13 protein-coding genes are annotated in these 12,692 nt (G+C 73.7%); 6 read left to right on the forward strand and 7 right to left on the reverse strand.

The features are described 5' to 3' along the window. Positions 1 to 5 precede the first annotated feature (5 nt). Positions 6 to 1,418 carry a cytochrome ubiquinol oxidase subunit I gene (locus tag ACIQG9_RS17900; protein WP_400403447.1) on the reverse strand — a complete coding sequence of 471 codons (1,413 nt, stop codon included), beginning with the start codon at positions 1,416 to 1,418 and terminating at the stop codon, positions 6 to 8. A 177-nt stretch (positions 1,419 to 1,595) separates the two neighbouring features. Between ACIQG9_RS17900 and ACIQG9_RS17905 the strand changes: the two genes are divergently transcribed. The 4 genes from ACIQG9_RS17905 (at position 1,596) to ACIQG9_RS17920 (ending at position 5,398) form a co-directional block, all read left to right on the forward strand. Further along, positions 1,596 to 2,372 (forward strand): lysophospholipid acyltransferase family protein, encoded by a 777-nt coding sequence (locus ACIQG9_RS17905; RefSeq protein ID WP_400403450.1) that lies wholly within the window; start codon positions 1,596 to 1,598, stop codon positions 2,370 to 2,372. Between the two features lie 80 nt (positions 2,373 to 2,452). Next, entirely contained in the window at positions 2,453 to 3,220 is a 768-nt protein-coding gene (locus ACIQG9_RS17910) for a glycerophosphodiester phosphodiesterase (RefSeq protein ID WP_400403453.1), read from the forward strand. Positions 3,221 to 3,236: 16 nt separating this feature from the next. Beyond that, a complete protein-coding gene (locus ACIQG9_RS17915; protein ID WP_400403454.1) occupies positions 3,237 to 4,625 on the forward strand; it encodes an MFS transporter in 1,389 nt (462 codons plus the stop codon). Between the two features lie 56 nt (positions 4,626 to 4,681). After that, positions 4,682 to 5,398, forward strand: a complete 717-nt coding sequence (locus tag ACIQG9_RS17920; protein ID WP_400403456.1) for a thymidine kinase — start codon at positions 4,682 to 4,684, stop codon at positions 5,396 to 5,398. Positions 5,399 to 5,403: 5 nt separating this feature from the next. On the opposite strand, the gene ACIQG9_RS17925 is transcribed toward ACIQG9_RS17920, so the two are convergent. Next, positions 5,404 to 5,862 carry a hypothetical protein gene (locus ACIQG9_RS17925; RefSeq protein ID WP_400403457.1) on the reverse strand — a complete coding sequence of 153 codons (459 nt, stop codon included), beginning with the start codon at positions 5,860 to 5,862 and terminating at the stop codon, positions 5,404 to 5,406. Between the two features lie 110 nt (positions 5,863 to 5,972). On the opposite strand from ACIQG9_RS17925, the gene ACIQG9_RS17930 reads away from it, so the two are divergent. Then, the gene (locus ACIQG9_RS17930; protein ID WP_400403460.1) at positions 5,973 to 7,679 is read left to right on the forward strand and encodes an acyl-CoA dehydrogenase family protein; all 1,707 of its coding nucleotides are present in this window, start codon (positions 5,973 to 5,975) and stop codon (positions 7,677 to 7,679) included. Positions 7,680 to 7,742: 63 nt separating this feature from the next. Here ACIQG9_RS17930 and ACIQG9_RS17935 read toward each other — a convergent pair whose 3' ends face one another. The 4 genes from ACIQG9_RS17935 to ACIQG9_RS17950 form a co-directional block, all read right to left on the reverse strand. Then, a complete protein-coding gene (locus ACIQG9_RS17935) occupies positions 7,743 to 8,738 on the reverse strand; it encodes a tyrosine-type recombinase/integrase (protein ID WP_400403463.1) in 996 nt (331 codons plus the stop codon). 104 nt (positions 8,739 to 8,842) lie between these two features. Further along, the gene (locus ACIQG9_RS17940) at positions 8,843 to 9,265 is read right to left on the reverse strand and encodes a DUF6069 family protein (RefSeq protein WP_400403466.1); all 423 of its coding nucleotides are present in this window, start codon (positions 9,263 to 9,265) and stop codon (positions 8,843 to 8,845) included. Between the two features lie 76 nt (positions 9,266 to 9,341). Further along, complete coding sequence (locus tag ACIQG9_RS17945; protein ID WP_400403469.1) at positions 9,342 to 9,803, reverse strand: MarR family winged helix-turn-helix transcriptional regulator; 462 nt, start codon at positions 9,801 to 9,803, stop codon at positions 9,342 to 9,344. Between the two features lie 180 nt (positions 9,804 to 9,983). Further along, positions 9,984 to 10,469 carry a GNAT family N-acetyltransferase gene (locus tag ACIQG9_RS17950; protein WP_400403471.1) on the reverse strand — a complete coding sequence of 162 codons (486 nt, stop codon included), beginning with the start codon at positions 10,467 to 10,469 and terminating at the stop codon, positions 9,984 to 9,986. A gap of 106 nt (positions 10,470 to 10,575) precedes the next feature. On the opposite strand from ACIQG9_RS17950, the gene ACIQG9_RS17955 reads away from it, so the two are divergent. Further along, on the forward strand, positions 10,576 to 12,099 hold the full coding sequence (locus ACIQG9_RS17955; RefSeq protein ID WP_400403473.1) for a glycosyltransferase family 39 protein: 1,524 nt from the start codon (positions 10,576 to 10,578) through the stop codon (positions 12,097 to 12,099). Between the two features lie 103 nt (positions 12,100 to 12,202). Here ACIQG9_RS17955 and ACIQG9_RS17960 read toward each other — a convergent pair whose 3' ends face one another. Continuing rightward, the gene (locus ACIQG9_RS17960; RefSeq protein WP_400403475.1) at positions 12,203 to 12,556 is read right to left on the reverse strand and encodes an alpha/beta fold hydrolase; all 354 of its coding nucleotides are present in this window, start codon (positions 12,554 to 12,556) and stop codon (positions 12,203 to 12,205) included. Between the last annotated feature and the right edge of the window lie 136 nt (positions 12,557 to 12,692).

Here is a 12,692-nt window from a genome sequence, read left to right on the forward strand (position 1 = left end):
GGGGATCAGTAGGCGAAGGCGAGCGGGCGCTCGGCGTCGTCGGTGTCGTCGGGAACGGGTGTCGGGGTGAGGTCGGGTACGCCGGCGCGGGCGTAGCGGACGAGGAGTTTGCACTCGATGACGGCGAGGGTGGCGTAGATCAGGGTGAAGGCGGTGAAGGAGGTGAGGACCTCGGTGAGGGAGACGCTGCGGGAGACGCCGTCGCGGGTGAGCATCTCGCCGAAGACGATCCAGGGTTGGCGGCCCATCTCGGTGAAGATCCAGCCGAAGGAGTTGGCCAGCAGGGGCAGCACGGGCATGGCCAGGCCGGCGCGGAGCAGCCAGCGGCTGGTGGGGGTGCGGCCTTTGCGTTGGGACCACAGGACGAGCAGGGCGATGGCGGCGGCGGCCAGTCCGAAGGCGATCATGAAGCGGAAGCTCCAGTAGGTGACCGGGATGATCGGGGTGTAGCTGCCGGGGCCGTACTGGCTGGCGTACTGGGCCTGGAGGTCGTTGATGCCGTGCACGGTGCCGTTGGGGTCGCCGGTGCCCAGGTAGGACAGCAGGTACGGGATCTTGATGGCGAAGATCTCGCGGCTGCCGTCGAGGCTGCCGACGGTGAGTACGGAGAACGAGGCGGGGCTCTCGGTGGTGTAGAGGCCCTCGGCGGCGGCCATTTTCATCGGCTGCACCTGGGTCATGATCTTGCCTTGGATGTCGCCGGTGAGCAGTACCAGTGCGGAGGCGACCAGGACCACCCAGGCGCCGAATCTGGTGGCGAACCGGTAGGCGTCGGTGTCGGTGCTGTCCCGGTTGCGCATGAGGTGCCAGAGGCCGACGGTGACCACCAGGGATCCGGCGACCAGGAACGATCCGGCGAGGGTGTGCGGGAAGGTGATCAGGGCGACCTTGTTGGTCAGTACGGCGAGGAAGTCGGTGAGTTCGGCGCGGCCGGTGTCCGGGTTGATCCGGTAGCCGACCGGGTTCTGCATGAAGGAGTTCGCGGCGAGGATGAAGTAGGCGGACAGGTTGGTGCCGATGGCGGCGGCCCAGATGCTGGCGAGGTGCAGGCGTCGGGGCAGCCGGTCCCAGCCGAAGATCCACAGGCCGATGAAGGTCGATTCGAGGAAGAAGGCGACCAGGGCCTCGATGGCCAGGGGGGCGCCGAAGATGTCGCCGACGAAGCGGGAGTAGTCGCTCCAGTTCATGCCGAACTGGAATTCCTGGACGATGCCGGTGACCACTCCCATCGCGAAGTTGATCAGGAAGAGTTTGCCGTAGAACTTGGTGAGTTTGAGGTACTTGTCGTTGCCGGTGCGGTGCCACCTCGTCTGGAGGACGGCCACCAGGACGGACAGGCCGATGGTGAGCGGCACGAAAAGGAAGTGGTAGACGGTGGTGACACCGAACTGCCAGCGGGCGACGTCCAACGCGTCCACCGGGAACCCCCTGCTGTTTATACTACGAGACGTAGTAAATACTACTGCGTGTCGTAGCGGATGGGGCAGGGCCGGGGGTCCCGACCCGACCCGGGACCAATGACCCTGATCACCTCGGCCGCAGGACCCGGGACCGGTGCCCGCCCTCCCCCGCCGACGTGCGACCATCCGTCACTGATGAACACCCCGCACTCCGGCTGGCGGCCCCCACGGTTGTGGCGCGCCGCCCAGCTGCTCGCCCGGCTGATCGTCGCTCCGCTGGCCCGCCTGGAGGTCACCGGCGACGTCCCCGCGCACCTGCGCCGAGGGCCGCTGATCCTGGCCGCCAACCACATCAGCCCGTTCGACCCGATCGTCCTCGGCGCCGCCTGCCGGGCCCGGGGCATCTCCCCGCGTTTCATGGCCACCGGTGGGCTGTTCCGCGCCCCGGTCCTCGGCACGCTGATGCGCCACGCCGGGCACCTGCGGGTCGACCGGGGCACCGCCGCCGTGCACCGGGCCCTCGACGACGCCGCCGACGCGGTCGTCGCCGGTTCCGTGGTGCTGGTCTACCCGGAGGGACGCATCGGCCTGGACCCCACCATGTGGCCCGAACGCGGCAAGACCGGCGCCGCCCGGCTCGCCCTGGCCTGCGGCGCCCCGGTCGTCCCCGTCGCCCAGTGGGGGTCGCACGAGGTGCTGCCCTACCGGGCGCCCCGGGGCATGCTGCGCGCCCTCGCCCGCGCCGGGTGGCGCCGGCCGGTCGTCCGGGTCCGCTTCGGTGACCCGCTCGACCTGCGGGACCTGACCCCGCACGCCCCCAGCGCCGCCCGTCAGGGCACCGACCGGATCATCGACGCGATCACCGAGACCCTGGCGCCGCTGCGCCCCGACGAACCCGACACGCCCCGGTACGTCGACCCGAGCCGCCCCGTCGACACCAGCCGGGTCCACCGCCGGCCGCCGCCGGGCTGATCCTGGTCGGCCCGGCGGCGCACCGCGACTGTCGCCGGCCGGTCACCCGTCGGCCACCGGCGGCGGGCATACTGCGCAGCGTGTCGACCCGCTCCGGCTACCTGGACGCGCCCGCGCCGCTGGCCTTCGCCCACCGTGGTGGAGCCGCCGACGGTGACGAGAACACCACCGCCGCGTTCGCCCGGGCGGTCGGCCTGGGCTACCGGTACGTGGAGACCGACGTGCACGGCACCGCCGACGGGGTGGCCGTGGTCTTCCACGACGCCACCCTGGCCCGGGTCACCGGTGAGCGGGGGCGCATCGCCGACCTGCGCTGGGCCGACCTCGCCTCGGTGCGGGTCGGCGGGGCGGCGGTCGTACCGAGGCTCGACGAGGTGTTGGCGGCCTGGCCGCAGGTCCGGTTCAACATCGACGTGAAGGCCGACGGCGGTGTCGGGCCGGCGGTCGACACGGTGACCCGGGCCGGGGCGGCCGACCGGGTGCTGCTGGCCTCGTTCAGCGACGCCCGGCTGACCCGGCTGCGGGCGGCCACCGGCGGGCGGGTGGCGACCAGCCTGGGCATGCGGGGGGTGGCCCGGCTGTGGCTGGCCTCGCGGCACGGCCGGGCGCTGCGGTTGCCGCCGTCGGTGGTGGCCGCCCAGGTGCCGCCCCGCTACGGCCGGGTGCCGGTGGTGGACCGGCGGTTCCTGGCCTACTGCCACCGGCTGGGGTTGCAGGTGCACGTCTGGACGATCGACGAACCTGCCCAGATGCACGACTTACTTGATCTTGGTGTGGATGGCATTATGACCGATCACGTCGGCGTGCTGCGCGACGTCTACCGCAGCCGCGGCCACTGGGCCGCCTGACACCCGAGGAACCCCGATGGCCGAGACAGTGACCCCTGCGGTCGAGCAGCCGCCCCCGGCCAGCACCCGCCGCGAACGCCGTGGCTGGTACCTCTACGACTGGGCCAACTCGGCCTTCCAGACCACCGTCATCACGGTCTTCCTCGGCCCGTTCCTCACCACCGTCACCGAGCTGGCCGCCGGCTGCGAACTCGGCGCGGACCGCTGCGACGGCTACGTGCACCCGCTGGGCATCCGGGTCGCCGCCGGCTCCTACTACCCGTACCTGATCTCGCTGTCGGTCTTCCTGACCGTGTTCGTGCTGCCGGTGGTCGGCGCGGTCGCCGACCGCACCGTGCACAAGAAGCGGCTGCTCGCCGGGGCCGCGTTCACCGGCGCCGGGGCGACCGTCGCGATGGCCTTCGTCACCGGCGAGCGGTACCTGCTCGGCGGGGCGCTGTTCCTGGTCGCCAACATCGCCTTCGGCGCGGCGGTGGTGGTCTACAACTCGTTCCTGCCGCAGCTCGGCGGCCCGGACGAACGCGACGCCATCTCCAGCCGGGGCTGGGCCATCGGCTACCTCGGCGGTGGCCTGCTGCTCGCGCTGAACCTGGTGGCCGTCAGCCTGCTCAGCGAGGACGGCAACCCGCAGCGCACCCTGGACCTGGCCCGCTGGTCGATCGTGTCGGCCGGCGTGTGGTGGGCGGTGTTCACCCTGGTGCCGCTGCGCTGGCTGCGCGAACACCCCACCGCCGAGGCGCTGCGCGGCGGCGGCAACGTGCTCACCGACGGGTTCCGGCAGCTCGGCCGTACCCTGCGGGAGATCAAGGCGTACCCGCTGACGCTGTTCTTCCTGCTGGCGTTCCTGGTCTACAACGACGGCATCCAGACCGTGATAACCCTGGCCAGCCAGTACGGCACCGAGGAGCTGCGGCTGGAGCAGGGCACCCTGATCGTGACGATCCTGCTGGTGCAGTTCCTCGCCTTCGGCGGGGCGCTGGCCCTCGGCGCGCTGGCCCGGCGGATCGGCGCGTGGAAGACCGTGCTGCTGTCGCTGGTGCTGTGGACCGGGGTGATCGTCGCGGCGTTCCGGCTGCCCGCCGAGGCGCCCCTGCCGTTCATGATCCTCGGCGGGGCCATCGGCCTGGTCCTCGGCGGCAGCCAGGCGCTGAGCCGGTCGCTGTTCAGCCAGCTCATCCCCGCCGGCAAGGAAGGCGAGTACTACGGCTTCTACGAGATCAGCGACAAGGGTACGAGCTGGCTCGGCCCGCTCGCCTTCGGCCTGGTGTTCCAGCTCACCTCCTCCTACCGGGTGGGCCTGGTCTCCCTGCTGATCTTCTTCGTGCTCGGCTTCGCGCTGCTGGCCGCCGTACCGATCCGCAAGGCCATCGTCGCCGCCGGCAACACCCCGCCCCGGGTGCTCTGACCCGGTCCGGTCCATCGACCCGATCGGGGCGGGTCGATGGACTAGGCTGCCCCGACGTGACCGACGACGCCGCTGCCACCACGACCTGCCTGGCCCGCCCGCTCCCGGGTCCGGACGACGGGCGTACCGGCTGCGCCGCCGCCCGGGGCGTCGACGGCCGCCCGCTGCACGCCGCCGCGCTGAAGTTCTTCTGGGGGCCGATGGACTGCGGCAAGTCCACCATGGCGTTGCAGATGAACCACAACCACGCCCGGCAGGGCCGCCGGGGACTGGTCACCACCCGCATCGACCGGTCGCTCGGGCCGCAGGTGACCACCCGGATCGGGCTGGCCCACTCGGCCATCGAGGTGACCGACGCCCTCGACCTGCGGGCCCTGGTCCGCGACACCTGGGCCGAGGGCGTCCGCATCGACTACCTGATCTGCGACGAGGCGTCGTTCTACAACGTCGAGCACGTCGAGCAGATGGCCGACCTGGTCGACAGCTACGACGTCGACGTGTACGCCTTCGGCCTGGCCACCGACTTCCGGTCCTGCCTGTTCCCCGCCGCGCGGCGGCTGTTCGAACTGGCCGACGAGGTGGCCCGCATCCAGGTCGAGGTGCTGTGCTGGTGCGGGCGGGAAGGGCTGCTCAACGCCCGGGTCGTCGGCGGGCGGGTGGTCCGCGAGGGCGAGCAGGTCGTCATCGGCGACACCCAGGACACCGCCGAGGTGCGCTACCAGGTGCTCTGCCGGCGGCACTACCGCTCCGGTGACCTCGGCCCACGGGCCTGAGAGGGTCAGAACGGGTCCCCGCAGACCCGCCACTTCCCGTTCTCCCGCACCACCGGCAGTGTGCGCTCCTCGCTGGCCCCGCCGTCACGGGTGACCCGTACGACCACCTCACCGGCCGGTCGGCCGGCCTTCGTCCGCACCGACACGTCGACGATGTCGTAGCCGGTGACCACCGGCGGGGTGCGTACCCAGCCGGCGAAGCCGACCTCGCTCCACCGGCCACGCGCCTGCGCGCAGAGCCGCTGGTAGGCCTGCTCCACCTCACCGGCGGACAGCTCGCGGAAGAACCCGTCGGCGGTCTCCCGGACCGGGCCGCTGGACTGGGTGACGACCTGCACGTTCCACAGGCCCAGCCCGGCCACCCCGACCAGGCACAGCGCGGTGCCGAGGCCGCCCAGGAGCAGGCCGGTGCGCACCGGCCGGTGCCGCCGGGCCGGTCGGGTCCATGCCTGCTCAACGCCCATCACCTGCGACCGTAGGTGTCCGGTACGCCCCCGCGCAGGAACATCGCCCCCTGTCGCGCCGCCGGGCGGATCGTCTACCGTCGGCGCACACCCTGGCGAAGGAGCGACGGATGAGCCGCTACGTGCAGCCGGCACCCACCCCCGACGACCCGTACACCGGTGACCCGCTGCTGCGGTCCTGGCTGGAACGGCAGCTCGGCGCGGCCGGGCACGCCGCCGCGAAGGGCCGGCTGGCCGACCTGGCCGCCGACGTCGCCGGGCCCCTGCGGGCCGCGCACGCCGACGCCGAGGCCCACCCGCCGGCCCTGGTCCGCTACGACCCGTGGGGTGCCCGCGTCGACCGGGTGGCCACCTCCGCCGGCTGGCAGGCGCAGCGGGCCGCCGCCGCCCGGCACGCGGTGGTCGCGCTGCCCTACCTGGAGTCCGCGCGCGGCACGTGGGGGGCCGCCGCCCGCGTCGTCCAGCACGCCCTGCTGCACCTGTACGGCCCGGAGTCGGCCACCTTCTCCTGCCCGGTGGCGATGGCCGACGGCGCCGCCGCGCTGCTCAGCCTGCCCGAGGTGGACGCGGGGGTCCGGGACGCCTGGCTGCCCCGGTTGACCGCCACCGATCCGGACACGGCGATCGTCAGCGGGCAGTGGATGACCGAGTCGCAGGGCGGCTCGGACCTGTCCCGGTCCAGCACCACCGGCCGGCCCGCCGCGGACGGGTCGTGGCGGCTGACCGGGGAGAAGTGGTTCTGCTCGGCCGCCGACGCGGCGGTCGCGGTGGCCCTGGCCCGGCCCGAGGGCGCCGGCCGGGGCAGTCGGGTGCTCGCCCCGTTCCTGGTGCCCCGCTACGCCGCCGACTCGCCGCTGGCCGGGGCCACCACCGCGGCGGACGCCGCCGCGCCGGGCGTCACCGTGCACCGGCTCAAGGACAAGCTCGGCACCCGGGCGTTGCCGACCGCCGAGATCGGGCTGCGTGACGCGTACGCGTTGCCGCTGGGCGACCCGGCGGTACCCGGGCTGGTCCGGGCGATGACCCTGGTGGTGGTGACCCGGGTGCACAACGCCTCGGCCGCCGCCTCCGGGATGCGCCGTGGCCTGGCCTACGCCCAGGCGTACGCCCGGCTGCGGCAGGTGGCCGGCGGGCCGTTGTCGGGTAACCCGCTGCACCGGGCCACCCTCGGTGCCCTGGCCGTCGACGCGGCCGGCGCGTTCGCCCTGGCCGGGCACGCGTTCGCGCTGCTCGGCCGGGTGGAGGTCGGTGCCGACCCGGACGCCTCCGCCGAGCTTCGGGTGGTGGCGCCGCTGGCGAAGCTGGCCACCGGCCGGCTGGCGGTCTCGTCGGCCGCCGAGTACGTGGAGGCGTTCGGTGGGGCCGGCTACGTCGAGGACACCGGCGTGCCGAGGCTGCTGCGCGACGCCCAGGTGCTGCCGATCTGGGAGGGCACCACCAACGTGCTCGCCCTCGACGTGCTGCGCGCGGTCACCCGGGAGGACGCCGCCGCGCCGCTGCTGCGCCGGCTCGCCGCCGCGGTCGACCTGGCCCGCCCGCTGGCCCCGGCCCTGGCCGACACCCTCGCCGCGGTGACCGGGGAACTGCGCGGCACCCTCGCCGAGGTGGCCGAGGACCCGGGTGCGGCGACGGTGCTGGCGGGCGCGCGCGGGCTGGCCCTGCGGATGGCGTACGCGCTGACCACGGCGCTGCTGGTCGAGCACGCCGCGTGGGGTGACGAGCAGGCCGAGTTGGCCGCCCGGCTGTGGGCGCGGCGGTGGCTGCGGCACGAGGACATCTCCGCCGACGCCCACCATCACCTCGACCTGCTCGGCTGAGCCGCCGGCCGGGGTCGCGCGGCCGGTCTCCGGCCCACCCCGAGTGGGTGGGCCGGTCGTCGTTCAGTTTCGCCGGCGTGCCCGGGCCGCCCAGATGACGTACGCCGGGTCCCGGTCGAGGTTGTGCCGGTCCCGGTCGTAGCGGCGGGTGGTCCGCGGGTCGGCGTGCCCCATCGCGTCCTGGACGTCCTCCAGCGGCACCCCCTCGGCGCGGGCGGTGGTGGCGAAGGCGTGCCGCAGCGAGTGCGGGGACAGCTTCGCCGCCGCCGCGATGCCGGCGGTCGCGGCCAGGCGACGGACCAGCCGGAACACCGAGTGCCGGTCGAGGCGGCCACCGGTGGCGGTGGCCAGCAGCGGGCCGGTCAGCTCGTCCACCGTCACCCCTTCGGTGGCCGCCCGGGCGGCCAGGTAGGCGTCCACCGCGTACGCGGTACCGGGGGTCAGCGCCCGGCGGCGCGGCTTGCCGCCCTTGCCCACGAAGCGCACGCTGCGGTGCCCGCGTTCGGCCCCGAGGTCGGCCAGGTCGAGGGAGACCAGCTCCCCCACCCGCAGCCCGAGGTCGGCCAGGAGTGCGACGGCGGCCCGGTTGCGGGCGGCCGTCGGCCCGGTGTCGGCGTCGGCGGCGGCCAGCAGGGCGTCCACCTCCTCCGGGGTCAGGCCGACCGTGGCCGAGTGGTCCCGGTCGATCCGTGGCCGGTCGGCGCCGGCGACCGGGTTGGCGTCCACCGCGCGCAGCTTGACCAGGAACTCGTACCAGCTCGACAGGGCGGAGAGCTTGCGGGCCACGGTGGCCGGGGTCAGTGGCCGGCCGCTGCGCGCCGCCGGGGTGGCCTCCAACTGCCGGGCGTAGGTGTTGACGTCGAGGAAGTTGGCCCGCAGCGGATCCAGCTCGCGGGCCGCGCACCAGGCCAGCCAGCCGGCGATGTCGCGCCGGTACGCGTCGCGGGTGTGCTCCGACAACCGGCGGTTGCGCAGCCACGCCTCGGTGAAGTCGACCGGTCCGGTCGGCAGGGCGGGGCGGGCCGAGGCGCGGGGCAGGACCGCGTCGGAACGGAGCATGTGAAAAATACTCTCAGCACTGGTCGGGAATCACCACGAGGCGCGCCCGACGGGATTCGCCGGTCCCCCGCCCGGCGGCGGTCACGCCGCCGGGCGGGGTTGGGTCAGCGGGACCGGGCCGGCAGGAACGCGATCAGCGCCGCCGCCACCGCCAGGTGCAGCACCGTCAGCGTCGCCTGGGCGCCGACGGTGGCCTCGACGGCGAAGACCGGGATGAGGGAGAGCAGGGCGATCGCCACGGCCAGCGCGGTCCAGACGGTCCCGGCCCAGCGGCCGGTGACGCGCTCCAGCACGATCAGCCCGACCCAGCCGATCAGCGCCGAGGCCAGCGCGAAGAGCAGCACCGGGGCGAGCCCGACGACGAAGGCCGGCCGACCCGGGCTGAGCACCGTGTAGTCCACGCCGGCGATCGCGCCGACCACCCAGATCAGCGCGCAGGCCAGTACGGTGACGGCCACGCCGAGGGCGCGGCGCTTCAGGGACGGGGTGGCGGTGCCGGTGGTGACGGATCGGGTGGTCGCGCTCATGCGGGCTCCTCGGTCAGGGAACGACGACGAATGCGACCGTACCAGATAGTCTTGATCTGAACTATCTTCTTACCAACTAACTGGCGGGGGTGCAGGGACCCGCCCCACCCAACGGCCCGTCGACCAAATCGCTGAGCGTACGGAGGAACACCTCCCGGTCGGCGTCGGGCAGGCTGGCCAGCACGTCCTGCTGGATCCGGACGGAGATCCGCCACGCCTGGTGCAGCACCGCCTCCCCCTGCGGCGTGACCTCCACCAGCCGGGCCCGCCGATCACTCGGCGACGGCCGGCGACGGACCAGCCCGGCCGCCTCCAACTGGTCGAGCGTGACCACCATCGTGGTCTTGTCGATGCCACACTGGTCGCCGAGCTGACGCTGGGTCAGCCCACCCGGGTACGCCTTCAACAGCACGCAGTACGCGCGCGGTGAGATGCCGAGCCCGGTCAGCCCGGCGGCGTGCTCCACCATCAGGGCGTGACTCGCCCGGGAGAACAGGAACATCAGGTCCGGGGTGCCACCGGGCGAGCAGGAGGTCATGCCACCGAGGCTAACAACGTGCTCCGGCCCGGGACCGTGGCGCGACGCGACGATCAGGGCCCGGCCCGCCAGTAGACCCATGTTCCCGGCTGAGCAGGGCCTCGCAGCAGCCGACCCCGTCCCGCAGGAAGATCCGCAACACCCGGTCCGCCGGCTGTTCGGCGGACTGTCCCGGCCGGCTCACAGGAACCGGTGCATCACGTGCAGCCCGACCCGCCGCCCCGACGGCAGCGTGAACGACTCCGGCACCGTGCCGACCACCGCGAACCCCAACCGCCGGTACAGCCCCACCGCCACCTCGTTGCTCTCCACCACCGCGTTGAACTGCATCGCCGCGTACCCCTGCCGGCGTGCCCAGGCCAGCGCGTACTCGGACAACGCGCGGCCGACCCCGCGACCACGGGAGTCCGCCGCCACCATGAAACTCGCCGTGGCGACGTGCGCGCCGGGCCCCGGCCGGTTCGGGCCCATCTTCGCCGTGCCGTGCACCCGGTCGCCGTCCACCGCGACCACGGTCAGCCCCGGAGGCGACTCCAGCCACAGCCCGCGCGCCGCCGCCGACGTCAGGCCCGGGTCGTACGGGAAGGTGTCGGCGGCCGTGACGACCTGCGCGACGATCGGCCACACCGCCGGCCAGTCGTTCTCGGTGACTGCTCTGATCCGCACCCGGCGGACGGTAGCCACCCACGGGCGGCACCGCCACCGGGTTTGTGTCGCCGAAGCGTGACCGATCGGGACAGCGGTGGCGGGCCCGCCACGCCACCATGGGTACGTGGCCGCCACCGCCCTGTCCCGCGACGAGCCGACCGCGCTCGCCGGCCCACCACCACCCGGGCCGCGAGGCACCGCGCCATGGCTGGTCGCCGGCCTGGTCACCGTCGTGCTGGTGCTGCTCGCCGGCCGCTACGGCTACCACCGCGACGAGCTGTACTTCCTGCTCTGCGGCCGACACCTCGACTGGGGGTACGTCGACCAGGGCCCCCTGGTCCCCGCCCTGGCCCGGGTGATGGACACCGTCGCACCCGGCAACCTGGTGGCGTTGCGCACCCCGTCGGCGTTGGTCGCCGGCGGCGCGGTGCTGCTGGTGACGGCGATCGCCCGGCAGTTCGGCGCGGGGCGCGGCGGGCAACTGCTCGCCGCCGTCCTGGCCGGTACGTCCGGCATCGTGCTGGCCGGCGGGCACCTGCTCAGCACCACCACCATCGACCTGCTGGTCTGGCTGGCCGCCGGGTACGCGGCGATCCGCGTGCTGCGCGGCGAGCACCGCTGGGCGCTGCTCATCGGGCTCGCGCTCGGCGTCGGCATGCTCAACAAGCTGCTCCCGGCGCTGCTCGCGGTGGGCCTGCTCGCCGGAGTGGCGATCGCCGGCCCACGCCGACTGCTACGGGACCGGTGGGTGCTGGCCGGCGCCCTGGTGGCTGTCCTGCTCGCCGCGCCCAATCTGGCCTGGCAGGCGGCGCACGGCTTCCCGCAGCTCGGCGTCGCCTCGTCCATCGCCGACGGGGACAGCTCCTACAGTGGACGACTCGACGCCGCCGTCCTGCAACTGCTCATCATCAGCCCGTACGCCGCACCGATCTGGGTCGCCGGGCTGATCGCCCTGCTGCGCCGCCCGGCCTGGCGGGCGTACCGGGCGCTCGGCTGGGCCTGGCCCGTGGTGTTCGGCATCGTGCTGGCCGCCGGCGGCAAGGGCTACTACGACGCGCCGTTGCTGCTGGTGCTCACCGCCGCCGGTGCGGTGGTCACCACCGCCTGGGCCCGCACCGCGACCCGCCGGATCCTGCTCGCCGTCGGGGCCGCGGTCACCGTCGCGAGCAGCGCGGTGCTGCTGCTGCCCACGTTGCCCGCCGACCGGCTGCCCGGCTTCGTGGTCGACGTCAACTACGACTCCGGTGAGACGATCGGCTGGCCCGCCTTCGCCGACTCGCTCGCCGCCGTCCACCGCGCCCTGCCGGCCGAGCAGCGTCGGCGGGCGGTCGTCCTCACCGGCAACTACGGCGAGGCCGGCGCGGTCGCCCGGTACGGCCCACCACGCGGGCTGCCCCGCGCCTACTCCGGGCACAACAGCATGGCCGACTTCGGCCGGCCACCCGCCGACGCGGACGTGGTGATCGCGGTCGGCTGGGAACGCCCCGACCAGCTACGGGCCTGGTTCGACGAGGTGGACCTCGCCGGCCGCGTCGACCAGCGCGTCGGCGTCGACAACGACGAGAACGGCGGCCCGATCTGGCTCTGCCGGGGCCTGCGCCGCCCGTGGGAGCAGATCTGGGAGCCGGAGGTCCGCCACGCCGGCTGAGCATCTGCGGCGTTCCGTCTCGCCGCACCGCCCGGTGTCGTCGGGGCTTCTCCCGCTCTGGCACCGCCATCTCGACCTGCTGGTACGGATCCGTTCCTGCTCGTCACCGCGGCTTCCGAGCGACGACCGCCCCGTAGGACCAGCCCACCAGCAACGCCCGGTCCACACCCTGGGCCGCGAGGACGGCATCGACGTCCCGGACGGCGGCCTCGAAGGAATAGTCCGCCGAACGCCTCGACTTCCGGCCGCGAGCCCGCTCGTCGTAGCTGAGGTGCCGCCATCCCGTGCCCAGATCGGCGACGATCCGCCGCCAGTACCCCTGGGTGGCGAACTGGCCATTGAGGTAGACCACCGGGACACCGGGACCGCCGGTGTCGGTCACGGCCAGGGCCGTGTCGTCGACCGGCATCATGCCGGTCCACGTCGAGCTGGTCGAGGGCGTGCTGTTCTTCGTCATGCTCTTCCTCCTGGTCGGGTGGGGCGTTCTCGGACGACTTCCCGGGCGCGGCACGCCTGCGGGGAGAAGGACGGGGGCCGGGTCGTCGCCGACGACCGACCGGGTCTCGATCGCGGCGGACGCGGCCGACCGTCCC

This window comes from Micromonospora sp. NPDC092111 (genome assembly GCF_044755745.1).
Taxonomy (GTDB): Bacteria; Actinomycetota; Actinomycetes; order Mycobacteriales; family Micromonosporaceae; genus Micromonospora.